Origin of the sequence: Vibrio algivorus (genome assembly GCF_030161215.1) — a bacterium.
Lineage (GTDB): Bacteria > Pseudomonadota > Gammaproteobacteria > Enterobacterales > Vibrionaceae > Vibrio > Vibrio algivorus.
Genome location: NZ_BSPV01000009.1, coordinates 571,504 through 597,892, shown reverse-complemented (window position 1 = coordinate 597,892; position 26,389 = coordinate 571,504). Strand labels below are relative to the sequence as shown.

22 protein-coding genes are annotated in these 26,389 nt (G+C 40.4%); 12 read left to right on the top strand and 10 right to left on the bottom strand.

Annotated elements, in window-relative coordinates; genetic code table 11:
- The 3 genes from tssD to QQJ93_RS15010 all read right to left on the bottom strand — a co-directional run.
- A partial coding sequence (gene tssD / locus QQJ93_RS15020; protein WP_284186017.1) for a type VI secretion system tube protein TssD occupies window positions 1-274 on the bottom strand: 274 nt, incomplete at its 3' end.
- Between the two features lie 184 nt (window positions 275-458).
- Window positions 459-1,721 carry a cysteine desulfurase-like protein gene (locus QQJ93_RS15015; RefSeq protein WP_089123041.1) on the bottom strand — a complete coding sequence of 421 codons (1,263 nt, stop codon included), beginning with the start codon at window positions 1,719-1,721 and terminating at the stop codon, window positions 459-461.
- Entirely contained in the window at window positions 1,708-2,376 is a 669-nt protein-coding gene (locus QQJ93_RS15010) for a 2OG-Fe dioxygenase family protein (protein ID WP_089123042.1), read from the bottom strand. The genes QQJ93_RS15015 and QQJ93_RS15010 overlap by 14 nt, the downstream gene beginning before the upstream one ends.
- A 426-nt stretch (window positions 2,377-2,802) precedes the next feature.
- Between QQJ93_RS15010 and trxB the strand changes: the two genes are divergently transcribed.
- From trxB to cydC, 3 genes are all read left to right on the top strand, one after another.
- Window positions 2,803-3,765: a thioredoxin-disulfide reductase gene (trxB, locus tag QQJ93_RS15005; protein ID WP_089123043.1), complete on the top strand. Its 963-nt coding sequence runs from the start codon at window positions 2,803-2,805 to the stop codon at window positions 3,763-3,765.
- Between the two features lie 259 nt (window positions 3,766-4,024).
- A complete protein-coding gene (gene cydD / locus QQJ93_RS15000; protein WP_089123044.1) occupies window positions 4,025-5,809 on the top strand; it encodes a heme ABC transporter permease/ATP-binding protein CydD in 1,785 nt (594 codons plus the stop codon).
- The gene (gene cydC, locus QQJ93_RS14995; RefSeq protein ID WP_089123045.1) at window positions 5,802-7,523 is read left to right on the top strand and encodes a heme ABC transporter ATP-binding protein/permease CydC; all 1,722 of its coding nucleotides are present in this window, start codon (window positions 5,802-5,804) and stop codon (window positions 7,521-7,523) included. Before cydD ends, cydC begins: the two co-directional genes overlap by 8 nt.
- Window positions 7,524-7,619: 96 nt before the next feature.
- On the opposite strand, the gene serC is transcribed toward cydC, so the two are convergent.
- Both serC and QQJ93_RS14985 read right to left on the bottom strand, forming a co-directional pair.
- On the bottom strand, window positions 7,620-8,702 hold the full coding sequence (gene serC / locus QQJ93_RS14990) for a 3-phosphoserine/phosphohydroxythreonine transaminase (RefSeq protein WP_089123046.1): 1,083 nt from the start codon (window positions 8,700-8,702) through the stop codon (window positions 7,620-7,622).
- A 206-nt stretch (window positions 8,703-8,908) separates the two neighbouring features.
- On the bottom strand, window positions 8,909-10,171 hold the full coding sequence (locus QQJ93_RS14985) for a DUF945 family protein (protein ID WP_089123047.1): 1,263 nt from the start codon (window positions 10,169-10,171) through the stop codon (window positions 8,909-8,911).
- 379 nt (window positions 10,172-10,550) lie between these two features.
- Here QQJ93_RS14985 and QQJ93_RS14980 point away from each other — a divergent pair, with 379 nt between their 5' ends.
- Complete coding sequence (locus QQJ93_RS14980) at window positions 10,551-11,102, top strand: hypothetical protein (protein ID WP_089123048.1); 552 nt, start codon at window positions 10,551-10,553, stop codon at window positions 11,100-11,102.
- 74 nt (window positions 11,103-11,176) lie between these two features.
- Here QQJ93_RS14980 and QQJ93_RS14975 read toward each other — a convergent pair whose 3' ends face one another.
- A complete protein-coding gene (locus tag QQJ93_RS14975) occupies window positions 11,177-11,770 on the bottom strand; it encodes a TfoX/Sxy family DNA transformation protein (RefSeq protein ID WP_089123049.1) in 594 nt (197 codons plus the stop codon).
- Between the two features lie 441 nt (window positions 11,771-12,211).
- Between QQJ93_RS14975 and QQJ93_RS14970 the strand changes: the two genes are divergently transcribed.
- The 8 genes from QQJ93_RS14970 to QQJ93_RS14935 all read left to right on the top strand — a co-directional run bounded on the left by QQJ93_RS14970 (window position 12,212) and on the right by QQJ93_RS14935 (window position 21,135).
- The gene (locus QQJ93_RS14970; protein WP_089123050.1) at window positions 12,212-13,117 is read left to right on the top strand and encodes a LysO family transporter; all 906 of its coding nucleotides are present in this window, start codon (window positions 12,212-12,214) and stop codon (window positions 13,115-13,117) included.
- A 105-nt stretch (window positions 13,118-13,222) separates the two neighbouring features.
- Window positions 13,223-13,744 carry a hypothetical protein gene (locus tag QQJ93_RS14965; RefSeq protein ID WP_089123051.1) on the top strand — a complete coding sequence of 174 codons (522 nt, stop codon included), beginning with the start codon at window positions 13,223-13,225 and terminating at the stop codon, window positions 13,742-13,744.
- A gap of 122 nt (window positions 13,745-13,866) precedes the next feature.
- Window positions 13,867-15,531, top strand: a complete 1,665-nt coding sequence (panP, locus tag QQJ93_RS14960) for a pyridoxal-dependent aspartate 1-decarboxylase PanP (protein WP_089123052.1) — start codon at window positions 13,867-13,869, stop codon at window positions 15,529-15,531.
- Between the two features lie 290 nt (window positions 15,532-15,821).
- The gene (locus QQJ93_RS14955) at window positions 15,822-16,676 is read left to right on the top strand and encodes a MurR/RpiR family transcriptional regulator (RefSeq protein WP_089123053.1); all 855 of its coding nucleotides are present in this window, start codon (window positions 15,822-15,824) and stop codon (window positions 16,674-16,676) included.
- Between the two features lie 114 nt (window positions 16,677-16,790).
- Entirely contained in the window at window positions 16,791-17,057 is a 267-nt protein-coding gene (locus QQJ93_RS14950; RefSeq protein ID WP_089123054.1) for a GrxA family glutaredoxin, read from the top strand.
- Between the two features lie 261 nt (window positions 17,058-17,318).
- On the top strand, window positions 17,319-19,001 hold the full coding sequence (locus tag QQJ93_RS14945) for an aspartate:alanine antiporter (protein ID WP_089123055.1): 1,683 nt from the start codon (window positions 17,319-17,321) through the stop codon (window positions 18,999-19,001).
- Between the two features lie 110 nt (window positions 19,002-19,111).
- Entirely contained in the window at window positions 19,112-20,344 is a 1,233-nt protein-coding gene (locus tag QQJ93_RS14940; RefSeq protein ID WP_089123056.1) for a DEAD/DEAH box helicase, read from the top strand.
- 221 nt (window positions 20,345-20,565) lie between these two features.
- On the top strand, window positions 20,566-21,135 hold the full coding sequence (locus QQJ93_RS14935) for an excalibur calcium-binding domain-containing protein (protein ID WP_089123057.1): 570 nt from the start codon (window positions 20,566-20,568) through the stop codon (window positions 21,133-21,135).
- A gap of 50 nt (window positions 21,136-21,185) precedes the next feature.
- Here the strand turns inward: QQJ93_RS14935 and QQJ93_RS14930 are convergent, their stop codons facing one another.
- The 4 genes from QQJ93_RS14930 to psrA form a co-directional block, all read right to left on the bottom strand.
- Window positions 21,186-21,650, bottom strand: coding sequence for a methyltransferase family protein (locus QQJ93_RS14930; RefSeq protein ID WP_089123058.1), 465 nt, complete (start codon window positions 21,648-21,650; stop codon window positions 21,186-21,188).
- Window positions 21,651-21,746: 96 nt separating this feature from the next.
- Complete coding sequence (fabV, locus tag QQJ93_RS14925; RefSeq protein WP_089123059.1) at window positions 21,747-22,949, bottom strand: enoyl-ACP reductase FabV; 1,203 nt, start codon at window positions 22,947-22,949, stop codon at window positions 21,747-21,749.
- 204 nt (window positions 22,950-23,153) lie between these two features.
- Window positions 23,154-25,451 carry an acyl-CoA dehydrogenase gene (locus tag QQJ93_RS14920; protein WP_089123060.1) on the bottom strand — a complete coding sequence of 766 codons (2,298 nt, stop codon included), beginning with the start codon at window positions 25,449-25,451 and terminating at the stop codon, window positions 23,154-23,156.
- Between the two features lie 81 nt (window positions 25,452-25,532).
- Window positions 25,533-26,174, bottom strand: a complete 642-nt coding sequence (gene psrA / locus QQJ93_RS14915) for a TetR family transcriptional repressor PsrA (protein WP_089123596.1) — start codon at window positions 26,172-26,174, stop codon at window positions 25,533-25,535.
- Window positions 26,175-26,389 lie beyond the last annotated feature (215 nt).

Below are 26,389 nucleotides of genomic sequence, written 5' to 3'. Positions count from 1 at the left end.
CTAGCTTTTCACCCGACGTTAATGCGTTGTACATCAGCGGAACCGCTTTGTTTAAAGCAACGGTGAATTTGAATGGTTTGTGAACACGTTGACCTGAAGGTTGACCAGATTGTGGATCGGTTGGAATAGTGACAGTGTGGTCAACATGTTGAACCAGCATCTCATCTTCATGGCCTTCTACGTAAGAATCACCAATAGAATCAGCAGTACATGCGCCAGCAGTGATGTTGCCTTGAGTCGCGCCTTTGATTGATAAATAACATGGAGTTGGCATTACTAATATCCTTTTTTGTTTTAGTTAATTGATGAGGCAAAAACCTCAACCTAAAATCACGCCAACAAAAAGCAAATACCATGCCATTTTTTATTTCCAATAAATTCAATAACTTTTCATTTTAATAACAACATTAAGTAGGCAAGATCTTGCTTGATAGCGGCAAGTTTTTGCCTATATCTAATTAACCGATGGCTACCTCCTTAATACCCAACTTAAGCTCATCAAAAAACACCGTAATCTCCTCTTCAGTATTGTAATGCATCAAGCCGACTCGCAATAACCCACCATTTTCCGAACAATTTAATTGCTCTAATAGGCCAATCGCATAAAAATGCCCACTCCAAACACAAATGTTCTTTTTCGCCAAAAACTTTGCCATCTCACCAGAATCTACCCCATTGATTTTTAATGCGAAGGTAGGTGTTCGTTGTGAAATACGGTCTAGATTGATATGCCCATAACATGTCACTTCAGGCATCTTGTTTAAATGTTGTAGAAATACTTCCGATAATTGTTGTTCATGAGCACTATAGGCACTAAAACTTTGCTCTAGTCTCTCTCTTAATGATAGTCCCGTATCACCTAACGCAGCTAAATGCTCAATACACTCAACCATGCCAGATAAAGCTTCAAAACTTTGGGTTCCCGTTTCATAACGTCCTGGGCCAATATTGGTTGCAGGTTCAACTTTGTATGGATCTAATCTATGTAGCCATTCAGGATGAATGTACATCATACCCACATGAGGCCCGAAAAACTTATAAGCGGAACACACCAAAAAATCACAGTGTAACTTTTGGATATCAATTAAATGATGAGGAGCATAATGAACCGCATCCACAAACACCTTAGCGCCAACTTTATGGGCGATATCGATCACTCGCTTAATATCAACAATCGTACCTGTGGTGTTAGATGCATAAGTAACCGCGACAAGTTTGGTTTTCTCATTAATCACCGATTCAAGTTGTTGATAGTTAAGATCACAAGTTTCAGGTTCGACATCTATCTGGTGAACAATACAACCTTTATCTTGCGCTGCTTGTTGCCAAGAAGACACATTAGCGTAGTGATCGAGCCTTGTAACAACCACTTCATCTCCCACCTTCCATTCTTTGGCAATCGCTCTGCTTAGTGAAAAGGTTAAACTCGTCATATTAGCGCCAAATACCATATTTTCTGGATGTTCGGCATTGATGAGTGTCGCCGCATAATAGCGAGCTTTACTCATTAGATCTGTGGTTATCTGACTAGAAAAAAAGGCCCCACCAAGGTTTGAATTATATTGGCCTAGGTAATCTTGCATCGCCTGTAATGTGGCATTGGCAACTTGCGCACCTCCAGGGCCATCCATAAATATCACTGACTTACCTTGATGCTTCTGTTGCAAGGCTGGAAAGTCTTTACGTAATACTTCTATATTTAAATGTTTAATTTGTGGCATTACGTCCTTCCTTAGCAGTTAACACCATCACATCCATATACCCATCTTGTTTAGGATCGATTACACGTATTGGTTGAGCGTTATGCCATAATCGATGGTCATCCAGCATTGCCATTTCCCCATCATCCAACACTTTTCGGAAAAATGGGGCTTCATGATCGTGGTTATAAAGCATAATCTCCCCTCCAACTACGTTATGCCTCGCGATGCCAATAATAGCGATATGATCAAAACCATCTTGATGCACACCTTCTGGCGCAACTGGAGTTTCCTCCATTAGCGCCGCTACTCTCATTTGATGAATCTCAATCTCTTGCCCATTCGGTAAGTGATTCGATTGCGTAAAATGACTGCACATTGTTTTTAATGTTGTACTCGCCAACATATCAGCTTCAATTGGTTCAAATCGTCGCACGATATCACCTTGGAAATGGTTAATATCACTAGTCTGAACAAAATCATGCTTATCGCTCGGCTTTACTTCACCATCAAGAAAATAGATTACGGAATAACGACGTAAACGATATTGCCCATCAGCATGATTCGTATGGGGAAGCGCAGAAAAGGTTTCTAGTATAGGCATTAAGGCCTCACGACCTAGTTGAACGAGTTGCAGTTCATTCTTCGGGCGATTTATTACTACTTCATTAGTCATACCAACCTCTCAATATAGCTATACCCGTCGTACTTGAAGCTACAGCTTTGTTGCCGGCGTTCATTCGTCCCCTATCTCTTTATTAAAGAAAGTCATAGACGAGCTATGCTCATGGGGCCTCATTCACTTGTCGCCTCACTGCAACTTCAATTACTTTGGGTATATATTTCATTGGTATAAGTCTTAGCCATTAATCTAATCAAATCAAATTAAGCAGTTAAATATAAAACTTAATTCTATGTAGGCAGCCAATAACAATCACTTAGACATAACTATTTAGCATATAACTCTGAAAACAAAATCCCGTTTAGCGGTGCAATTGCGTTCCTCTTCCATTTCCTTTGCAGAATGTAAATCTATTACTTTCTTTAATGCGACATTTTCCATACAATTCAGACACAATATCGCATTCAAATTGGAGTCTTCATGAGCAACGTTAAGCATTGTAATTTACTCATCCTTGGTTCAGGTCCTGCAGGTTATACTGCGGCGGTTTATGCTGCGCGTGCCAATTTGAAACCGGTGCTAGTTACAGGCATGCAACAAGGTGGCCAATTAACCACGACAACTGAAGTTGAAAACTGGCCGGGCGATCCAGAGGGACTAACGGGCCCAGGATTAATGGAACGCATGAAAGAACATGCAGAACGTTTTGAAACAGAGATTGTATTTGACCATGTCAATGAAGTAGATTTTAGCCAACGCCCTTTCCGTCTAAAAGGTGATTCAAGCGAATATACTTGCGATGCATTAATTATCTCAACAGGTGCATCGGCAAAGTATTTAGGTTTAGAATCTGAAGAAGCCTTCAAAGGCCGTGGGGTTTCTGCTTGTGCAACTTGTGATGGGTTCTTCTACCGCAATCAAAAAGTCGCAGTAGTAGGTGGTGGTAATACCGCAGTAGAAGAAGCGCTTTACCTGTCAAATATTGCTTCTGAAGTACACTTAATTCACCGTCGTGATAGCTTTCGCGCAGAAAAAATCTTGATTAATCGTTTAATGGATAAAGTCGAGAACGGCAATATCATTCTTCATACTGACCGCACTCTTGAAGAAGTCGTGGGTGATGAAATGGGCGTAACTGGCGTTAAAATTAAAGATACTCAATCTAATAACGTTGAAACCATTGATGTGATGGGCGCTTTCATTGCGATTGGTCATCAGCCGAACACCGACATTTTCCAAGGCCAACTTGAAATGAAAGATGGTTATATCATTGTAAAATCCGGTTTAGAAGGTAACGCAACTCAAACGAGTATTGAGGGTGTTTTTGCTGCGGGTGATGTTATGGATCATAATTACCGCCAAGCGATCACATCTGCAGGTACTGGCTGTATGGCGGCACTCGATGCAGAACGCTACCTAGATGCGCTAAACACGGTGAAATAATACTCATCCAAGAGGACTTCGGTCCTCTTTTTCTTAGCGAAAACATATTCTTGAGTAAAACATTGAATCAATCACTGATAGAATATGCCTGCCTCATTATTAAGGCGAAAGTAACACAAGCCAATGTTTTATATCACTGTCGTGCCAACGCAGCATACTCTCGAATTTCAGTGTTTATAACAATGGCCTTTTTAACCTCAACTGTGGTTATTTAGATGCAATCCTGCCCCTTTTCACCCCTGATGGGAATGAGTCTTACATGGATAAACAGCAAAGACGTCATTTAACTAAATGGCTCAAACAACAAGGTAAACTTGCAAAAAAATGGTTACTGATAACAATAGGATTAGGTGTTCTTTCTACCTTGTTTCTACTCGGTCAAGCCGCACTCTTAGCCTCTATTCTGCATAACATCATTATAGAGAATGTCGACAAACATCAACTCGTCAGTTCTTTCATCGGTTTAGCGGTGATGATCGTAGGTCGTGCATTATGTACTTGGGGCCGTGAAATTGCAGGTTACCGGTGTGGTGAAGCAGTACGCCTTTATATTCGTCAACAAATTTTAGACAAATTACGTGACCTAGGTCCGGCTTATATTAAAGGAAAACCAGCCGGTACTTGGGCTGCATTGCTACTAGAACAAGTTGAAGAGATGCAAGAATTCTTCTCTCGTTACCTACCGCAAATGTCACTCGCCGTTTTTATTCCATTTTTGATCTTAGTTGTCGTATTCCCAACCAACTGGGCGGCAGGTTTGATTTTCCTCATCACCGCCCCGTTGGTTCCATTGTTCATGGCATTAGTTGGTATGAAAGCGGCTGATGCCAATAAAAAGAACTTCAAAGCATTGCAGCGTTTATCCGGTCATTTTTATGATCGTTTGCAATCCATGACAACAATTCGTCTATTCCATCGAGCTGAAGCTGAAACTGAGTTATTACGTGGCGCTTCAGAAGTTTTACGTAAAAGCACTATGGATGTGTTGCGTATTGCTTTCTTATCCTCAGCAGTACTTGAATTCTTCACTTCTATTTCCATTGCGATTACCGCAGTGTATTTTGGATTTAGCTACATTGGTGAACTTAACTTTGGCTACTACGGCGCAGGTCTTACCTTATTTACTGGCTTGTTTGTTCTTGTATTAGCTCCCGAATTTTACCAACCATTACGAGACCTAGGCACCTTCTACCACGCTAAAGCTCAAGCATTAGGCGCGGCAGAAAGTATTGTTGAATTTTTAGATGCTGATGTTGAAGCGGCAAAATCAGGCACGACACCTTTATCTACGCCAGATAACATCGTGATTACCGCCCATGAGTTAGAAGTATTTAGCCCTGAGAAAACTAAGCTAGTTGGCCCCATTTCTTTTACTTTAGATGCCAACCAAACAACAGCGTTAGTTGGCCCAAGTGGCGCAGGTAAAACCAGTTTAATCAATGCAATTCTAGGCTTTCTACCTTATTCTGGCTCTTTGCAGATCAATGGTGTTGAAGTAAAAGAACTCGATTTAAGACAATGGCGTAGCAATATCAGTTGGGTTGGTCAAAACCCTCTACTGGTTAACGGCAGCATCTATGACAACATTGTTCTAGGGCAACAGAATATTTCTCAACAAGATGTCGCCAAAGCACTACAAGATGCCTTTGCAGCTGACTTTGTTGAAAGCCATGGGTTGGATTATCACATTAGCGACCGTTCGGGTGGCCTATCTGTTGGGCAAGCACAGCGTTTAGCACTCGCTCGCGCTATGTTGCAAAATGGTCAGTTCTGGTTATTAGATGAACCAACCGCCAGCTTAGATGCACATAGTGAAAAATTAGTGGCTAAGGCATTAGCGGATAATACCATTGGTAAAACCACATTAATGGTGACTCACCAATTAGAACACTTAAAACAAGTAGAAAATATCTTGGTAATGAATGCTGGTCAGATTGTTCAATCCGGCCAATATGATGCTATTAAAGATTCAGGTTTATTTGCTCAAATGTTGTCTTCAAAAATTGAAATCGACAACGAGAATAAGGGGAATTTAGATGCGTGAGTTAGCACCTTATCTCAAACTTTACAAAAAGCACTGGTTTAGCCTATCACTGGGTATGTTTTTAGCCTTTGCCACTTTAGTTACCTCAATTGGTTTACTTACTCTTTCAGGTTGGTTCTTATCGGCTGCGGCAGTAGCGGGGCTCACGATTGCAAGAGAAACCTTCAACTACATGTTACCTGGTGGTGGTGTTCGAGGTTTTGCTATGGCAAGAACCGCTGGCCGTTGGGGTGAGCGAGTTGTTAGCCATGATGCAACTTTCAAATTATTAGCCGATCTACGTATCTTCTTCTTTAAAAAGCTCACACCGCTTATCCCGGGCCGCTTATCAAAGCTACGTGATGCCGATCTACTCAACCGCCTTGTAGCAGACGTAGATGCTATGGATCACGTGTATTTACGCTTAGTCAGCCCAATTATTGTCGGCATTTTTGGTATCGCGTCATTAACCGTGTTCATTGCCTGGTTTGATTTAACCATAGGCTTAACTCTTGGAGCGATTCTACTCACTTTACTACTGCTATGGCCAATTATTTTCTACAAATTAGGCAAGTACAATGGTGAAATGCTAACCCAAAATAAAGCGAAATTACGTATTGCAACCCTAGATTGGGTACAAGGCCACAGTGAATTAGTATTATTTGGCGCAGAACCCAAATACCGCAAAGCTATAAGTACACACCAAAGCTCGTTGATTCAAAATCAATTTAAAAATGCTCACTACACTGGTCTAGCAAGTGCCCTACTATTATTAGCAAATGGTTGGAGCCTAGTGTTAATCATTTGGATGGCCGCGGATGGAGTTAACGGTCAACCTCCGGGCCCAATGGTCGCGATGATGGCTTTTGCAACCATGGCAAGTTTTGAGCTATTAATGCCAATCGCTGGTGCATTCCAATACTTAGGGCAAACCTTAGAATCGGCGCGTAGATTAAATGAAGTGCTTTCAGCCACACCAGATGTTGTATTTGCTGAATCTGGCACCGAAGCCAGCCAAAGTTACGATATTCAACTAAGCAATGTGAATTATCGTTACCATGATAGTAATAATGATGCGCTGAAGTCTGTATCGGTGAATTTGAATGCGGGTCAGAAACTGGCGATTGTAGGCCAAACTGGTTCAGGGAAATCCACCCTACTACAATTGTTAACTCGCCAATTTGATGTCACTTCTGGTGAATTACTCCTTGGTGGTAGTTCTATAAAACAATGGACTGAGAAAGGTTTACGCCAAAGTATCTCAGTTGTTAGTCAACGTGTTGATATTCTTAACGGCACATTAAAAGACAACCTACAGCTAGCTAAGCCTGATGCTTCCGATGAAGAAATGAAACATATATTGGAAGAAGTTGGGCTTTCTCACCTTAATGAGAGCATAGGTTTAGATGCTTGGTTAGGTGATGGCGGTCGTCAACTATCTGGTGGTGAAAAACGTCGCATTGGTATTGCGCGCGCGGTATTACATAACGCTCCAATTATGCTATTAGATGAACCAACGGAAGGCTTAGACAAACAAACCGAAAGCCAGATCATGCAACTACTAAATAAGCATACTATTGATAAAACCGTGGTATTCGTTACTCACCGCTTAGTTGGTCTAGAAAAGATGGATATGATTTGTCTGATGGAACAAGGTGAGATTGTAGAGCAAGGCAATCATAACGAATTACTGGCACAAAATGGCTTGTACCACCGTTTGCACCAACGTCTATAAGTGCTCTAAACAAGAAATGTAATCCAAAAAAAAACCGCCAAATTGAAAACGATCAACTTGGCGGTTTTTATCTATTCATAAATTTGAAGTTATTTATTAGCTATTAGCCACTTCAAACTCTTTCATGAAATCAACTAAAGCTTGTACGCCTTCTAATGGTATTGCATTATAAATAGACGCTCGCATACCGCCGACTGCTCTATGTCCTTTCAAAGCTTGTAAACCACGAGCCTCTGCTTGCTCAAGAAACAATCCATCTAGCTCAGGTTTAGCTAATTGGAATGGTACATTCATCAATGAACGATTATTCGCATGTACGTTGTTACGATAAAAATCCGACTCATCAATGCATTGGTAAAGTAGTGCTGCTTTAGCACGGTTCACTTTTTCCATTTCAGTAACACCGCCATTGGCTTTCAACCATTTAAAGACTAAGCCTGATAAATACCAAGCATAAGTTGGTGGTGTATTGAACATTGATTCTTTTTCAAACAGAACCTTGTAATTTAAGATACTTGGCAATGCTGAATTGGCTAATTCAAGTAAGTCATCACGAACGATGACAATACATAAGCCAGCTGGACCAATGTTCTTTTGAGCACCAGCATAAATCACACCATATTTAGACACATCAATTTCACGCGATAAAATTGTTGAGGACATATCTGCGACAATGGGTTTATTTGTTTGTGGTAAATCATTAATTTCAATGCCATCGATTGTCTCATTCGGACAAAAGTGCACATAAGCAGCATCATCAGATAAAAGCCAATCAGAAGCTGGTTGTATTGCCGTTTTACCATCAATTTCGGTAGACGCTTTAAACACGTTCGGTTGACAATATTTTTGTGCTTCATCAACCGCACTGGCAGCCCAGTATCCTCCATCAATATAATCTGCGGTTTTAGCATCACCCAATAAGTTCATTGGAATAGCAGCGAACTGAGCACGGGCGCCACCTTGGCAGAAAAGAACTTTATAATTATCAGGAATCGAAAGTAGATCGCGTAGATCTTGCTCTGCGTCCGCAGCGACTTTCAAAAAAGGTTTACTGCGGTGACTGATTTCCATAACGGATGTGCCTAGGCCATTCCAATCTAAAAACTCTTTCTGAGCTTGTTGCATAACCGCTTTAGGAAGACTTGCTGGGCCAGCACTGAAGTTATAGATAGGTTCCATGATGAATTTTGCTCCTGCGTAGATGACAAATGAAGATAACGAATTTACCTACAGTAATACCATTTTTTACTTAATTGAGAAAAGCCATTTTTGTTCAAACATAAAAAAAGAGGCCACATTGGCCTCTTTCATCGCAAAACACTTATTTTTTCAATGAGAAATATATACCCAAGTTACTTAGGTATAGGTCGTGTATTTAATTCCGATTATAAAAACAGTGGTGCAAGTACAACAAATAGAGGTAATGTTTTTCCCCCTTTAAATACAATGTTGCCGCCTTTAATGTCACCATTAAGATGGTAGCCATCCGCTTGCTTCTCCATAATACCTTGCTGGATTAAGTTATCTAAGCCAGATTCAATAAATGGAAATTGAGTCACCATTTCATTAGAAACAAAGGCATTGGCTCCACCATTAATTGATGAAATCACTTGCATTGGATTTTTAGTCACTTTGTTATCTCCTTTAGGGAAATTCAGTAACCAATCACTGTTAAACTGGCCTTCGTCAATCGAGGCTTTCATCTCATTAAGAGAAATGCTGAACCCTTTTTCAAACAAGCCATCAATAGATGCCATTATTAGTTTAATATCATCATTATTGAGCGCATGGCCTTTATCTTGATAAACACTTAATAACTGAGAAAAGTATTCCATATCTAAAGCATTAAATGAAGCATCAACACCAAGGTTCGTCAATGTATCATCAACAAGCTCTACAGTATCTACCGCTATTTTATGGTGACTAGAAAAGGTTTTATCTTTCGCATTTTCTTCAGTATTAAATTCATAATCAAATTTATGAACATCAACCATACTTACACCTTGAGCGTCAACCATATTAGTTTCACCCACAGTAATTTGCTGACTCCCCAACCAAAAACCCTCTTTTTTCTGACCATTACCAGAGCCAGAAACAGAGTTAACTATAAACGTTTCACCATTACTAAAGTGGCCATCAAACCCTTCAAAAGCATAATCAAACTTAATATGGCCATCCCGGCTAATATCAGCATTCAATTTTGCAGGAGAAAACTCCAATTTCGAATTCACATCATTGGCAAAATTAAAAACCATTTTTTGACTAGTCATGTCCAGTACTGTTGAACCATTAATATAGGTAACAGAATGGATATCGATCGGTAAACGAGAATAGTCATTAGGCTTAGTATCAGTGGCGATACTGACCAAACCATGACTAATTGTATGATCCAACAAAAACTCTGCTGGTAAGCCATCTAATTCAAGCTGTTGCTTTAATACGGGATCAACCACTGTAACTTTCGTTTGTGCTATTGAACTCAGATAACCACGGTCATAATTTACAAGCTCAACATTAACCTCTTTTTTATCCAGCTTATTTACCGTATCTTGAATGGTCGTTTGAGCGAACTGCCCTAGCGCTAATGGCCAACACGCAACTAATAATACTGCACCACCAACTGCTGCAAACTTCTTTACATTATTCATTTTAATCCTTGGCAAATAAAAAACAGTCTATCGTAAATTCATTTTTGATGTCATGGAAAAAAAACAATTCCAATCGAAGTTTAATGTACCCAAAATAATTTAAGCCGCCGAGAGGCTATAAATGAAGCCTCATGACGCTATAGCTCGTTTGTATGACTAAAGAGAATAAACACCCTCAACAAAGTAGTAGATTTAGATACTAAGGGTATAAGTTTAATTGATATATAAAGCAGTAATATTTATCGGAATGTTTACATTAACTAGTACTTTGCCAATTTACATCAGGCGCGGCTTCTGACAAAATCAGCGACATAGAGCAAAAACAAATAAATAATTCATTTGCTATTTTTACGATTGAATAAGAAAAGGGTTTTCTTTCATGCGCAAGTCACTGATTCTTTCTGGCCTACTATTGGTATCTGGGTCTACTTTTGCCGCTAGTAATGGTTCAGCCAATATGAGCAACTTTAACTACGATTATATTGATGCACGAATTGGCCTTAGCCCGATGACTTTTGGTGCTGCAGTCAGTAAGTCTATCCATCCTAATGCACACGCCATTTTTTCATTAGATTCTGAATTTGACAGCGATTACGATCTTTCTGCTGGCCTAGGGTTTCATGCGCCAGTAAGTAACTGGACAGACATTACAGGTGAAATGTTATTCAAACTAGTTGATGACAGAGGCAAGTTCGATGATGACACAGGGATGGAAGTGAATTTAGGTGTTCGACAATGGTTAGGTCCACAGTTTGAACTTGGTGGTCAAGTTGGTTACTACAAAATCAACAACCATGATGATACCGATGAGGTTTATGGCTTAATTTCAGGTCGATTCCATGCAACAGAACTGTTCTCGATTGGACTCGAAGGTAAGTTAAATTACATCTACGGCGACCAAGTAATGGTTACAGCACGTTTTAACTACTAATCAAAGTTACCCACAAAAATTACAACGAAGCCTCGCACAAAATGCGAGGCTTTTCTTTAAGAAATGAATGTTACTTAGTGGTGTACACTGGATAAAAGTTGTTGCTTTCTAGGCTCTTGAATAAGTTTCCAATGACAACCATCTACTGCTCCGGCAAATTTCCACAGCAAGCGTATATCGACATCGCCACCATACGCTTCTTTTACTTTCATGAAGACATCTTCTGGCCCCATTTGTAAAAATGTACTCACATCTGGCACACCTGCTTTTTTCACCATTCGCTCAAGTGTAAGTTGCATATTGGGTAAATCGCGTAACCTACGACTGTCTGCGGATTTTTGAAATGCTCTTTCCTGCTTAGAATATTCGATTGATAATTGAATGATGCTATCGAGTGACTCATCACCTTCTGTATATAATTTCGTCACATCAAAATAATTTACCGTTGCCACCGTTTGTTTTTTTACGTGTTTATATCTTTTACAACCCTTCTCTTCCAAGGTCTTATCAAGACTACCACCGCCACGAATAAAAATAGTTCCATCGGAAATTAGTGCATACATTGCATCTTCACTAAATAATCCAATTCCTCCAAACATTGAACGCTTTTGAAACGAGCCAAACTTAGCTACATATTCAAAAAAAGAACGCTCCATATTGCTGCCCATGTGTAACCTCCGTACTTATGTTTAATCCCCCGATCAATACACAAGCGTCATTAAGACATATTTATTTATAACTTCCATATTTTTGCGAGCAAGCTTAAAAACATCGACTCCATTAACCATGTTTTTATGAACACGCTCTAATATTAATGATACTTTATGATAAAAATTAAGTAAGTGCACAGCTCACACCTAAATATGAAAACCTTTTGAAAAATGAGAAATTACTCGCATTATTATTTTTATCATGTCATGAAAATGTAATGACACATTCAATAACTCAATAACACCACATAAAAGCCAGGGCTTATAAAATAGGCAATAAACTTAATTCACCATAAAAAATAAATACACCTCAGCTTAAGTAGATGATTTTCATTCTCAAAATCATTAAGATGGTCGCGCAATTAGGCTCAACTCTCTCGCTTTTCATTTGAGGTGTTTATGTATTCAGGTGTATTTATGATTTTCCTGCCGTTGGTCGTGGGTTACTTCATCACCCTTCGCAGCGAAACTTGGCACCACCGAATCAATCAAGCCGTTTCTTATTTGATCTACGTTATCTTATTTTTTATGGGATTAAGTCTGTCGGCATTAGATAATCTCGGCAGTAATTTGCAGACTATTGCACTATTCACCTTTACCTTTTTTATCGCGATTGGTGCTTGTAACCTGGCTGCTCTACCACTAGTTGATAAATGGATGCCTGTCGAAGCCCAGTCGAAAGCCGCCCCATTGCCGGTTTACATGATGGCATTAGAATCTGCCAAGCTCATTTTAGTCGTTGGTGCAGGCTTATTATTGGGCCTAATCCTCCCCTTCCAAATGCCGTATATTAATGAAACGAGCGAAGGTATTTTATTACTCTTACTTTTTTTTATTGGGATTCAATTAAGAAATAGCGGCCTCACTCTTAAACAAATTATTTTAAATAAACGCGGTATGATCATCGCTTGTATTATTGTTGGAACCTCATGGATTGGTGGCATCATTGCATCGTATATATTGGATATACCTGTGACTAACGGTTTAGCGATGGCATCAGGGTTTGGTTGGTATTCACTTGCGGGGATTTTAATGGGAGATGCTTACGGCCCCGTTTATGGTGGTGCCTCTTTTATGTTGGAGTTACTACGTGAGTTGGTTGCCTTAATTGCCATACCTATGTTTATTCGTCGCTACCCTTGCACCAGTATTGGTTATGCTGGCGCGACCGCCATGGATTTTACTTTGCCTGTCATCCAAAGTACTGGCGGTGTAAAGTGTGTCCCTATTGCCATAGTCAGCGGCTTTATTCTCAGCTTACTCGTTCCGGTACTTATGCTATTTTTCGTATCATTGGGCGCGTAAATTCGAAAAAACAAACAATAAAAAAGTGATATGATGCACTGATTTAGACTGCTGCCATCATTTATAATAAATGGCTTTATTGATGCCTTACTTCAAGGAAAGAAAATGAAAAAACCTGCTATCGCCCTTTTATTGTTATCTCTCAGCAGTTCCGTGTTTGCCGCTACAGATAAAAATCCCCAATGCTTCATTGATAAATACGATGCTTATATTGATGCATCTTTGACTTGGTACCAAGACCTTGTATCGATTACCACAGAGTCGAATCCAGATTTAAAAGAGGTCGGTGATTGGTTTTTACAAGGTAGAACCCACCATTTTGAATTAAACCGTGCTGCAGTGGATTATTATCTCACCTCTGAGCCTGAAAAAATTGCTACAGATGAGCAAGTAGAATCATGGTTAAAACTTTCTCAAGCTGATGTTAAAACCTTATCACAGCGTGATGATGAACTTGGTAAAATTGCTAAGACAACATTTGATGACCGTCAATCACCACCAAATGAAAAAAACTATGATTTACGCTCTGCTTTTGCTGACTTGTTAAGCCACCCTAGTAATATTAAACCTGCATTAGACAAATACAATCAATCTGTTGCTAAAACTAACGCGATAGAATGTAAGTAACTATATAATGTAGCCTCGGGCACAGCCACACACAACCTACCTACATTTGAGCGAGACTTTATGGATTTATTACGATAAATTATTTCGCTCAAATCAACGGAAACTCTAGAAGAAAACGTGTTATGGGATCTAACGACAAAATTGTCGATGTCAATTTTGAGAGCTTGCTGCGCATTTTTACTGTGCCAGAGGCTCCCGATTCAACATTGGGCAACATAGAACAAAAACTTTCGCAGAATCTAAATGAATTCTTAAGAGAGCATATTGTCGCAGAAGAAAAGCCCTTAACAGAAATCGAGAAAGATTTTTCAGATGCAGCGATTCCCGAGTTTCCAACCTTTGTTTCAGAGCATACTCAACATCTTCTTGATACCCTAGTCTCCCACTCGGTGCATACTTCTGCACCAAGCTTCATTGGTCATATGACATCGGCATTGCCCTACTTTTTAATGCCGCTGTCTAAAATCATGATTGCTCTTAATCAAAACTTAGTAAAAATTGAGACATCCAAAGCCTTCACGCCTTTAGAGCGCCAAGTCCTTGGCATGTTACACCGTTTAATTTACGGACAATCCGAGAGTTTTTACCAAAAATGGATGCATAGTGCGGAACATTCACTCGGAGCGTTTTGTTCTGGTGGTACCATTGCTAATATCACTGCATTGTGGGTTGCTCGTAACAATGCATTAAAAGCCAATGGTAATTTTCAAGGGGTAGAAAAAGAAGGTCTGTTTAATGCCATGATGCACTATGGCTATCAGGGAATGGCGGTATTAGTATCTGAACGTGGTCATTACTCTCTAAAAAAAGCTGCCGATGTACTCGGTATTGGACGATCCAATCTTGTCCCTGTTAAAGCCGATGAAAATAACCGCATCTGCCCGACAGCACTTGAAGAAACCATCAAGCAACTCAAAGCAAAAAAAATCAAACCATTTGCGATTATTGGTGTAGCCGGTACCACTGAAACGGGAAACATTGACCCTCTAGACACCATCGCCGATATTGCACAGCGAGAAAATTGCCACTTCCACGTCGATGCCGCTTGGGGTGGCGCGACGTTAATGTCGAATAATCATCGTTCATTATTAAAAGGCATAGAACGCGCTGATTCAGTGACGATAGATGCCCACAAACAGCTATATATCCCAATGGGAGCTGGGATGGTGTTATTTAAAGATCCAGAGGCGATGAAAGCGGTTGAACACCATGCTGAATACATTCTACGTAAAGGTTCAAAAGACCTTGGTTCACACACGTTGGAAGGTTCCCGTTCAGGCATGGCGATGCTCGTGTATTCCAGTATGCATATTATTAGCCGCCCAGGTTATGAATTATTAATTGACCAAAGTATTGATAAAGCCCGCTACTTTGCCAGCTTAATCAAACAGCAAAATGACTTCGAGTTAATTTCTGAGCCAGAACTATGCTTGCTAACCTACCGCTATGTACCACAAGACACGCGAAAAGCCTTATTAGTCGCATCGACTGAAGAGCGTCAACAATTGCACCTATTACTCAATGAGCTGACACAATTCGTTCAAAAGAAACAACGTGAAAATGGCCTTTCATTTGTTTCTCGGACTCGTTTAACGCCAGTGCAATGGGATCGTATGGAAACCAGTGTATTCCGCGTAGTGCTCGCTAACCCACTCACAACTCATGACATTCTTCACTCGGTTATCGAGGAACAACGACAAATTGCTCAAACGAGCTCATTAGTTTTACCACAAATTAACCAACTCACAGCCAAAATTTTGCAGAAGCTCGATTTGCAGAAGCCTTAAAAGAAATCTAACAAACATTCTGTAAATTTCTTTCTAAAAGCAGAAACCCAATGACCAATACCATTACTATAAAGCGAAAAGCTAGGTTTATTAGTTACAAAACTGTAATTTAATTTGAAGTTTGTCATGTTATGACTATAAAAAATGCCACCAAATACATGAATATCGCTTCACCGTGGTTATACTGACAATGTACTCATGGACTGGGTATATCTGGGCAATGACTACCCTATCTTTATATTCAAGTATTACCCAACTTGGCTTTGAGTCTCAGCATTTTCGAGAGCAATATGAATACATTAGAAAAAATTCAAAAGAACCTAGATATTTTCAGTAAATCAGAAAGAAAAGTCGCAGAAGTCATCATCGAAGCCCCACAAACCGCGATTCATTCCAGTATTGCGACCTTAGCCAAAATTGCTGACGTGAGTGAACCAACCGTCAACCGTTTCTGCCGCCGCTTAGATACCAAAGGATTCCCAGACTTCAAGCTTCATTTAGCCCAAAGTCTGGCCAACGGTACTCCTTATGTAAATCGCAATGTAGAAGAATCTGACGGCCCTGACGCTTATACTCATAAAATCTTTGAATCCACCATGGCTTGTTTAGATGTGGCAAAAAATAGCCTCGACCCTTTTCAAATTAACCGTGCGGTCGATCTGCTCACTCAAGCGAAACGAATTTCATTTTTTGGTTTAGGTGCTTCTTCTGCGGTTGCAAAAGATGCGCAAAATAAGTTCATCCGTTTTAATATTCCAATCATGAATTTTGATGATGTAGTGATGCAACGAATGAGCTGCATTAACTCGACAGAAAATGATGTTGTGGTTTTAATTTCTCATACTGGGCGAACAAAAAGCCAAGTTGAAACCGCTCAAATCGCAAGAGAGAATGGAGCAACTGTGATTGCTATTACCGCGAAAGACTCTCCTTTAGAGCAAGTGTGTGATTTGGCAATAACCCTCGACATTCCAGAAGACACGGATGTTTATATGCCAATGGCAAGCCGTGTTGTTCAAATGGTGGTGATTGATGTACTGGCGACTGGCTTTACTTTACGTCGCGGATCAGGCTTTAGAGAAAACTTAAAACGAGTAAAAGAAGTACTAAGAGATTCTCGTTACAATAAAACAAGCCCATTTTAGGTGAATCCAACATACTTAATTACTTTTAACTCTTAAAATAAGCCGTTCTCAACTTTAAAAATGTATGCTCTTAAGGCATAGTGTGCCACATAACGAATTGGAAGGAGATAAACCATGTTTGTAGTTATTTTTGGCCGTCCAGCTTGCCCGTTTTGTGTACGAGCAAAAGAACTAGCGGAAAAGTTAAAAGAAGAGCGTGATGACTTCAATTACCGCTATGTTGATATTCATGCAGAAGGTATCAGCAAAGCCGATTTAGAAAAAACTGTTGGTAAACCAGTTGAAACCGTTCCTCAAATTTTTGTAGACCAAGATCACGTAGGTGGATTTACAGAGTTTGAAGCTTATGCAAAAGAAAACCTAGGCTTATACAGCGAATAAAACGTGTTCAAATCCCCCCTTTTAAAGCGGCTAGTATCACTGGCCGTTTTTTAACCCACCTCCAAATCACAACACATCATCAGCTAATATTTAACGGCGTAAAATTTAATCTAATATTTTTACTTTTTTTCTTATTAATTCCACATTTATCCGATACACTTCACAACTAAGCTATCCTACTCAAGCTTGCTGATTTCAATGGTAAGTTTTTAGGCCATGCTCCTACTCTTTGTTGTACTTTAATTTCACCTGAGAAATACCGTGAATATAGACGTTGCTGCACTCTTAAACCAAAACCCTATACTACTGTTGTTTGTCGTATTAGCGATCGGTTTATCTATTGGTAAAATCCGTTTCGGAAACTTTCAACTTGGCAATTCCATTGGAGTGTTACTAACCGCTCTATTCATGGGAAACCTCGGTTTTGAATTTAATGCTGAGGCACTAACGATTGGCTTTATGCTGTTTATCTACTGTGTCGGCATCGAAGCTGGTCCAAACTTTTTCGGTATCTTTTTCCGTGATGGTAAGCACTACTTCTTTTTAAGTTTGATTGTGCTGATTACTGCAACCACACTAACTTATGGCTTAGGACATTTCTTTGGCTTAGATTTCGGATTAACCGCTGGTATCATGGCCGGTTCAATGACTGCAACTCCAATTTTGGTAGGGGCGCAAGACGCATTAAACTCCGGATTAGGAACCATTCCCGATAGCATGCAGCTATCCACGGTTTTAGATAATTTATCGGTTGGTTATGCATTATCTTATCTGATTGGTTTAACTAGCATGATAATGTTTGCCAAGTTATTGCCTAAACTGCAAAAAGAAAACCTCAGTGATTCAGCACAGCGTATTGCCCAAGAACGTGGTCTAGGCGGTGCAGGTCAACGTAAAGTCTATTTGCCTATTATTCGTGCTTACCGTGTTGGACAAGAGCTAATCGATTGGACGGGGGGCAAAAATCTACGTGAACTAGGTATTTACCGCCAGACTGGTTGCTACATCGAGCGTATTCGCCGTAATGGTATCCTCGCGCATCCTGATGGTGATGCGATATTACAACTTGGTGATGAAATCGCATTAGTCGGCTACCCAGATAGTCACGCTCGCCTTGATCCTAGCTTCCGTAATGGTAAAGAAGTCTTCGATCGTAACTTGCTTGACCTTCGTATTGCCGAAGAAGAAATCGTGGTAAAAAGTGACAGTATTGCGGGTAAAAAGCTTTCTGATCTTAACATTGCAGAATATGGTTGTTTCTTAAACCGTGTTGTTCGTGCACAAATTGAAATGCCAATGGATCTTAATATCGTGCTGGCAAAAGGCGATATTTTACAAGTTAGTGGTGAAAAAAGTCGTGTACTTGGCTTAGCAGAACGAATTGGTTTCATCTCGATCCATAGCCAAATTGCAGACTTACTGGCCTTCTGTAGCTTCTTTATTATTGGCTTATTGTTTGGCTTAATCACCATGACATTTGGTCAGGTGACTTTTGGACTTGGTAATGCGGTAGGCTTACTTATTTCAGGCATAACCCTAGGCTATTTAAGAGCAAACCACCCCACATTCGGTTATGTACCTCAAGGTGCGCTGAATATGGTTAAAGATCTCGGATTAATGGTCTTCATGGTGGGAATCGGCTTAAGTGCTGGTGCGAACATGCTCGAATATTTAGGCCAAATGGGCCTCAAAATTGTCGGCGTTAGCTTCCTCATTAGCGTACTTCCGGTTGTGGTCGCTTACCTATTTGGCGCTCATATACTAAAGATGAACCGTGCACTACTATTTGGTGCCATCATCGGTGCAAGAACTTGTGCACCGGCAATGGATATTGTTAATGATTATGCTAAATCTACCATCCCAGCGCTTGGTTATGCAGGGACTTATGCCATTGCCAATATATTAATGACGCTCGCCGGCACCTTAATCATTATATTAAGCTAACAACAGCGTTAATCCTCAAATACAAAGCCGCTATCGTTCCGTTTCGATGGCGGCTTTGTATTTTTCCTTATGTGCTACACTCTACGCATATTTTTGACAGGCAGTCCTTCATGACCTTTACCGAACTCAAACTCAATCCCACCCTGATCAAAGCATTACCTGATTCGGTTGTCACTCCAAGCCCAATCCAACAACAAGTGATCCCCGAAGTTTTCAACCACACCGATATACTCGCTTTTGCCCAAACTGGCAGTGGAAAAACATACGCTTTTGCTCTACCACTACTCACTATGATTGCTGCAGAAACGAAAGCAAACAATAAGATTCACGCAGTCATCATTGTGCCAACTCGTGAGCTCGCACGACAAATAAACCTCAACCTTCAACCTCTTGCTAAAAGCTTACATATCAAAATGGCAAGCCTATTTGGTGGTGTAGATCTCGAACAACAATTACAGCAACTAGCCGAAAACCCTACATTAATTATTGCAACACCAGGCCGATTATTAGCACTTATTAAAGAAAATAAACTCGACTTATCCGTAATGCGGCACTTGGTGCTAGATGAAGCCGATCGTTTAATTGATATGGGATTTTGGAAGGACCTTCAAAGTATCATTAGCTTTATGCCTAAGTCACGCCAAACACTATGTTTCTCTGCCACATTAGCCCATGAATTAGAACAGAAAATGCATTCGATTATGCAAAATGCTCAAAAAATTCAGTCAAATAACCAGAATAGCGTCGTCGACCATATTGATGAAAAATTATACCTAGTGAACAAAGGTAGTAAAACCAAAGCTCTGTTGGCACTACTAAAACAACACGCGAATCAACAAGTTCTGGTTTTTATAAGCGCTAAAGACAACGCCGATGCTTTAACTAAAAAGCTGATTAAAGCTGGAGTTAAAGCCTCCGCGTTACATGGCAATAAAGACCAATCAACACGTAAACAAACTCTCACTTATTTTAAACACAAAAAAATCCAAGTACTAATTGCAACTGACTTACTTGCTCGTGGCATTCATATCGATGCTCTGCCAATGGTAATAAATTATGATCTACCGGAAAGTGCACCCGTTTATATCCATCGAGTTGGTCGTACTGCCCGAGCTGGTCACACAGGGTTTGCTATATCTTTGGTGTGTCATGCTGAAATATTAGCGCTAGAAGCAATACGCAAGCTAACCAAACGTACATTACCTCTCGATAATTTGACGAATTTTCCTGTCACTGATAAACCAAGTTCTGGCGCCGCAAAACGTCCAGTTCGTGACAAACAAGCTAATCGTCGCAGTGCACAGAAACGAAGTATCAAAGAGTTCAAACCGAAATACAGATAAATATTATAAATAATAAGGTTTAAAACTATAAGTCTCCTCTTTTGAACCTTATATCGATTAAATTGAAATGCATCGCAAACGCATACCTTAAGAATTCAAGTCATTGGTAAAGCCTCCATGTTCCTGTTATTTAAGTCAATGAGGCTATTCTACCTATATATTTCTAATCAAACGGTCGTCTAGTACTCAGTTCTTCCCTTCACACATTGATTGGTAATACGATGCATAAAGGACAACTAAAATCTTGGAGTGATGATAAAGGCTTTGGATTTATCAGATCACAAACACTCTCACAAGATACTTTCATCCATATTTCAACATTAAAATCAATGAGCCGAAAGCCTGTGATTGGCGATTGGATTTACTTTGAAATTGAAGAACAATTAAACGGGAAAACTCGTGCGGTCAATTGTAGTATTGAAGGTGTCGCCGTTTTAACTAACTCTAAACGGTCAGGTTCTAACAGAAGTTATCGCAGCAGACCAAGCCTACTAAAGCGGTTAGCACCTGTTTTAGTGATAACCTCAGGAGTTTGGGTTTGGAATCAATTTGCCACGTCAAGTACATCGTCTAACAACAATGAAGTGAATGCAGATTATGAATATTCACCACCAAATATTTCGATTCCAAGCTTTTCAGCATCAGAGGAAAACTTTACCTGTGATGGGCGTCAATACTGCAGTGAAATGACCTCACGAGCAGAAGCTAAGTTCTTTATACAAAACTGCCCCAATACCAAGATGGATGGTGACGATGATGGAGAACCTTGCGAAAATGATACAAGGTTTTAATCTGTGGTATTTGTTATCACCCTATTTTAATTAAAGAGTAATGCTAAACTTTATAACCAGCGACGTACTTTTTTGCAATAATCTGTATATTGTTTACCAAACCTTTGTTGTAGGAAACGTTCTTCAGGTTTAATTTGAAATTGAGAGATATAGCAAACAAAACCAATACATACCCCGATCGTTAGCCAGTTATTAAGCCACACTGAAATCGCCAATAAATTAAGTAGCATCCCTAAGTACATTGGGTTTCGTGAAAGTCGATAAATACCATTAGTAACAAGTTTGTTGGTGGCATGCTTTAAATCGGGATGAATAGTTGTTTCTGCTTGAATGAACGTCTTTACACCAATAACCGCAAGCATAAAACCAATAAGCACTAAGCCCAGTACAATCCCTAATCGATATTGCCCTACACCTAGTCTGTCACTGGGTAGCCAGTAGTCGAGCCCAAACATTATCATTACAGCAATCACAGAAACAATCGGTGGCTTTATTTTTAACTCTAATAACTGCATATTGACCTTATTGGTGTCCTTTACGAAACTGTTTCGAAAAAATAAAAAAGACGCCCCAAGGAGCGCCTTACATTTTATTCATTCTTACGTGTAAGACTAAATATCTTGAACGTCGAAATTAACTTCAGGGTTTACGTCAGCTTCGTAGTCAACACCGTCAACACCAAAACCAAATAGTTTCAAGAACTCTTCTTTGTACTCAACGTAGTCTGTTAACTCTTTCAAGTTTTCAGTGGTTACTTGAGGCCATAGGTTACGACAATGCTGTTGAATGTCTTCACGTAGCTCCCAATCATCTAGACGAAGGCGGTTTTTGTCATCCACTTGTGGCGCGCTGCCATCTTCTTTGTATAGACGTTGAGTAAACATGCGGTGAATCTGTTCCATACAACCTTCGTGTACGCCTTCTTCACGCATTTTCTTAAATACCATCGCGATATAAAGAGGCATGACTGGAATTGCAGAACTTGCTTGAGTGACAACACTCTTCAGTACGGCAACGTTCGCAGTACCGTTAAGGCCCGCTAGCTTTTCATTTAATGCGGTTGCTGCACGGTCTAGGTCCATTTTTGCCTGACCTAGTGCACCATCCCAGTAGATTGGCCATGTTAGCTCAGTACCGATGTAGCTATAAGCGACAGTTTTACAACCTTCTGCTAGTACACCAGCTTCAGATAATGCTGCCATCCAAAGTTCCCAATCTTCGCCGCCCATTACAGTGACAGTATCTTTGATTTCCTGCTCTGTTGCTGGCTCAACACTGGCTTCAATAATAACGTCTTTATTGGTATCAACTGCAGTTGCAGTGTACGTTTCGCCAATTGGCTTAAGCGATGAACGAATTACTTCACCGGTTTCTGGCATCTTACGTACTGGTGACGCTAATGAATAAACCACCATATCGATTTGGCCTAGATCAGCTTTGATCAGTTCAATCGTTTTTTGTTTTGCTTCATTTGAGAAAGCATCACCATTTAGGCTTTTAGAGTACAAACCTTCTTCTTTCGCTAACTTGTCAAAAGCTGCTGAGTTATACCAACCCGCTGTGCCAGTTTTTTTCTCTGTGCCAGGCTTTTCGAAAAACACACCGATTGTTGATGCGCCACCGCCAAATGCAGCTGCAATACGAGATGACAAGCCATAGCCACTTGAAGAACCAACCACTAGCACGCGCTTTGGTGCGTTAGCAATCGGGCCTTGAGCTTTAGTATAGGCAATTTGTTCTTTTACGTTTGCTTCACAACCCACAGGGTGTGTTGTTGTACAGATAAATCCACGGATTTTCGGTTTGATGATCATATTCAGCTTCCTTTAAAAAACCCCTGTAGGATAAAAGTTTATCCGAGGTTTCGCATCTTATTTCTGCATTTTTTTGCTTTATACACTTGTGGTTAGACCTGTTTAGCTATAACTCCACCAAAGCAAAAACGCCACAGTAGCTGTGGCGTTATCGTTAAGTATACTCAAGAATCATCTATTTTGTATGATATACGCGCGTTCATATCAAGCCGCGCTATCAAGCTTTTTTGACGATTTCTCCTTTTTATCTGTATCATGGGTGCGAATTTCGCTGAAATCATGGCTAAAGTGGTCAACTTGAATTGAACGGTAACGAATTTCGTCCGCTTTCATCACTTGCTCCGCTTCGTCTTGAGTTAAGATTTGTTGCTCAACCGCCGCTTGTAAGCGCTCATTTAACGAACCAGATTTTGCTAACTTACCATCTTTGACTGCTTTCATCATTTTACGCTCTAGATGCTTCACACCGTACATAGCAATAAACGCTCGTTCGATAAGCCCAACGCTATCATTTTCATCGTCACCGATATAACAAAGGTGCGTTAAACGTTCGCGATGTGCTCCCGGAGTCATTAAACTTTCTGCCACTTTAGTTTTTTGCTTATCTGACGGTGCTTTAAAGCGATTGCCTAATGGGAAAACCAACAGTTTAAGAAGATTACCTGCAATACGGCTAGGAATATTACGGTACGCCTCTTCTAAAGCATTAGCAGCCTGACTTAAACAATGATTCATTGCGTAATGAACGTAATCTAGATCGTCCTGCTGACGGCCTTCATCTTCATAGCGCTTTAACACTGCTGAACTCAAGTATAAGTAGCTCAATGCATCACCAAGACGCGCCGATAGCATCTCTTTACGTTTTAGTTCACCGCCTAGAGTTAACATAGCAAAGTCTGTCGTTACCGCTAATGCTTTACTTAAACGAGTCATGTCGCGGTAATATTGCTTCGTCGCACCAGAGGTATGAGATTTAGCAAAGCGAGAGCCCGTTAACGCCATGCTAAACGCCCCTAGGCTATTTTTAATTGCATAGCCCATGTGTTTGAATAACAATTCATCAAACGCTTTTGCACCGGCTTTTTCATCTGGATTTGCCGCCGCTTCCATTTCAGGTAGTACAAATGGATGACAACGAGTTGCACCTTGTCCGAAAATCATAAGGTTACGAGTTAAGATGTTCGCCCCTTCTACGGTGATCGCAACCGGTACACCATAGTAATGATGCGCTAAGTAGTTCATTGGGCCAGTTTGAATCGCTCGGCCAGAATGAATATCCATTGAATCATTTAAGATGGTACGCGCCATTTCCGTCATGTGATATTTGGCAATCGCGGTAACAATCCCCGGTTTTTCACCCATATCCAATGAAGTTGTGGTTAAAGTACGCGCCGCTTCTAGCATATACGTCATACCACCGATACGCGCCATGGCATCCGCCACCCCTTCAAACTTACCGATCGACATACCAAATTGCTTACGTACATAACCATAAGCACCGGTTGTACGGCTAGTAAGGTGACCAATCGCAGTACCAAGTGCCGGTAGAGAAATACCACGCCCCGCTGACAAACATTCCACCAGCATACGCCAGCCTTTACCTGCATAATCTGCACCGCCAATTAGCCAGTCCATAGGAATGAAGATATCTTCACCGCGAGTTGGACCATTCATAAAGGCTAACCCTAGCGGATCGTGACGCTCACCAATTTCAACGCCTTCATGATCGGCAGGAATCAACGCACAAGTAACACCAAGATTTTCTTTATCGCCAAGTAGGTGATCTGGATCGTCAAGTTTAAATGCTAGACCAAGGACAGTGGCCACGGGCGCAAGTGTGATATAACGTTTATTCCAGCTAAGGCGAACACCTAAAACTTCTTCCCCATTATGCATGCCTTTACACACCACACCTTTATCTGGAATGCCGCCAGCATCCGAGCCAGCTTCTGGGCCAGTTAAAGCAAAACATGGAATATCGGTACCGTCAGATAAACGTGGTAGCCAGTAGTCTTTTTGTTCTTGAGTACCATAATGCGATAACAGTTCACCCGGGCCTAAAGAGTTAGGAACCATTACGGTTACAGCGGCACTAATACTGCGAGTGGCAATTTTGGTCACAATCGTTGAGTTTGCATGAGCGGAGAAATTCAAGCCGCCATAGGCTTTATCTATGATCAGTGCAAAGAACTTCTCTTTGCGGATGTAGTCCCACACTTCTTTTGGAAGATCACGTTCTTCTTGCACAACTTTATAGTCATCAAGCATCGCAAGTAATGTTTCAACTTGATTATCAATGAAAGATTGCTCTTCTTCTGTCAAGGTTGGCTTAGGGTAGTTATGCAGAGTTTGCCAATCTGGCGTACCAGAGAAAAGCTGCCCATCCCACCAGACACTACCCGCTTCCATCGCTTCTCTTTCTGTATTAGACAACGGTGGTAATACTTGTTTAAACCATTTAAACGCTGGGTCACTGATCCATTTTTGTCTTAGCGAGCTCATAATCTATTCCTTTTATCCACGTTATTAGTTTAGTTGTTTTTGTTATGTTCGAGTCCAAACTTAAAAGTTCTTCTTCAATGTCTATTCTTGAAATCTAGGCTGAGCGGCAACCCCTGCCGCTAAAAATGGGATTAATTGTTGAATAAACACATCGGAATCGACTTTTTTTCCATAGGAGTTATAAGCAATTTCCGCAAGTGCTTTGCTTGATGACATGGTGAAAACACAAGTACCTAGAGTGAAGTGTAGTCGCCAAAATAAAGTTTCAGCATCTAACGCCGGGTTGGCTTTTTTTACCGAATCAGTAAATAAGTTAAGTACACTGCTATATTGAGTAGTAATGAACCAACGCAGGTGTCCTTGTACATCGGTATAACCGCGACCAATCAGCAACATGAAGCGACTTGCGCCATTTGGACGAAGATTATCTAGAGATAATACTGGGTGCGTTAAAGTATTAAACACATCCGTCATCGTATAATCATCACATTGATTTAGCTCTGTTAGACTTTTCTCTAACTCGGGCATAAATGCTTCTAAGTAACGGTTAAGTACCGCTCTAACCAAAGTTTTTTTATCTCCAAAATGGTAGTTTACCGATGCTAGATTGACATTAGCTTTGGTGGTGATCGTACGTAATGACGTATCATTAAAGCCGTGCTCAGCAAACAATGCTTCCGCTACATCCATGATTTTTGCTTTTGTCTTATTCTTTGCCGTCATTTCAATCACTCGTATTAAACACCTGTTTGAATATTATCAGGATAGATCAACTGAACAAGCGGCAAAGATCACAAATGCGAAACATAGTTCATTAGAAAATTTAAAATGTATACCCAAGTAGCTTCAAAGTGGAGAATTTATAGCTATCCCCCAAACCTTTAGGCACGGTAGATTTATGCAGAATGTAAACACCTTGAAGTTACTTGGGTATAATA

What these genes read in the sequence shown, in the direction of transcription:
- QQJ93_RS14955 (WP_089123053.1), top strand. Translation starts at nt 15,822, where the DNA reads ATGAATACATTAGAAAAAATTCAAAAGAACCTAGATATTTTCAGTAAA.
- trxB (WP_089123043.1), top strand. Translation starts at nt 2,803, where the DNA reads ATGAGCAACGTTAAGCATTGTAATTTACTCATCCTTGGTTCAGGTCCT.
- QQJ93_RS14940 (WP_089123056.1), top strand. Translation starts at nt 19,112, where the DNA reads ATGACCTTTACCGAACTCAAACTCAATCCCACCCTGATCAAAGCATTA.
- QQJ93_RS14965 (WP_089123051.1), top strand. Translation starts at nt 13,223, where the DNA reads ATGAAAAAACCTGCTATCGCCCTTTTATTGTTATCTCTCAGCAGTTCC.
- psrA (WP_089123596.1), bottom strand. Translation starts at nt 26,174, where the DNA reads ATGACGGCAAAGAATAAGACAAAAGCAAAAATCATGGATGTAGCGGAA.
- fabV (WP_089123059.1), bottom strand. Translation starts at nt 22,949, where the DNA reads ATGATCATCAAACCGAAAATCCGTGGATTTATCTGTACAACAACACAC.
- QQJ93_RS15015 (WP_089123041.1), bottom strand. Translation starts at nt 1,721, where the DNA reads ATGCCACAAATTAAACATTTAAATATAGAAGTATTACGTAAAGACTTT.
- QQJ93_RS14950 (WP_089123054.1), top strand. Translation starts at nt 16,791, where the DNA reads ATGTTTGTAGTTATTTTTGGCCGTCCAGCTTGCCCGTTTTGTGTACGA.
- serC (WP_089123046.1), bottom strand. Translation starts at nt 8,702, where the DNA reads ATGGAACCTATCTATAACTTCAGTGCTGGCCCAGCAAGTCTTCCTAAA.
- QQJ93_RS14930 (WP_089123058.1), bottom strand. Translation starts at nt 21,650, where the DNA reads ATGCAGTTATTAGAGTTAAAAATAAAGCCACCGATTGTTTCTGTGATT.
- QQJ93_RS15010 (WP_089123042.1), bottom strand. Translation starts at nt 2,376, where the DNA reads ATGACTAATGAAGTAGTAATAAATCGCCCGAAGAATGAACTGCAACTC.
- QQJ93_RS14935 (WP_089123057.1), top strand. Translation starts at nt 20,566, where the DNA reads ATGCATAAAGGACAACTAAAATCTTGGAGTGATGATAAAGGCTTTGGA.
- QQJ93_RS14970 (WP_089123050.1), top strand. Translation starts at nt 12,212, where the DNA reads ATGTATTCAGGTGTATTTATGATTTTCCTGCCGTTGGTCGTGGGTTAC.
- QQJ93_RS14985 (WP_089123047.1), bottom strand. Translation starts at nt 10,171, where the DNA reads ATGAATAATGTAAAGAAGTTTGCAGCAGTTGGTGGTGCAGTATTATTA.
- panP (WP_089123052.1), top strand. Translation starts at nt 13,867, where the DNA reads ATGGGATCTAACGACAAAATTGTCGATGTCAATTTTGAGAGCTTGCTG.
- QQJ93_RS14975 (WP_089123049.1), bottom strand. Translation starts at nt 11,770, where the DNA reads ATGGGCAGCAATATGGAGCGTTCTTTTTTTGAATATGTAGCTAAGTTT.
- QQJ93_RS14980 (WP_089123048.1), top strand. Translation starts at nt 10,551, where the DNA reads ATGCGCAAGTCACTGATTCTTTCTGGCCTACTATTGGTATCTGGGTCT.
- cydC (WP_089123045.1), top strand. Translation starts at nt 5,802, where the DNA reads ATGCGTGAGTTAGCACCTTATCTCAAACTTTACAAAAAGCACTGGTTT.
- QQJ93_RS14920 (WP_089123060.1), bottom strand. Translation starts at nt 25,451, where the DNA reads ATGAGCTCGCTAAGACAAAAATGGATCAGTGACCCAGCGTTTAAATGG.
- cydD (WP_089123044.1), top strand. Translation starts at nt 4,025, where the DNA reads ATGGATAAACAGCAAAGACGTCATTTAACTAAATGGCTCAAACAACAA.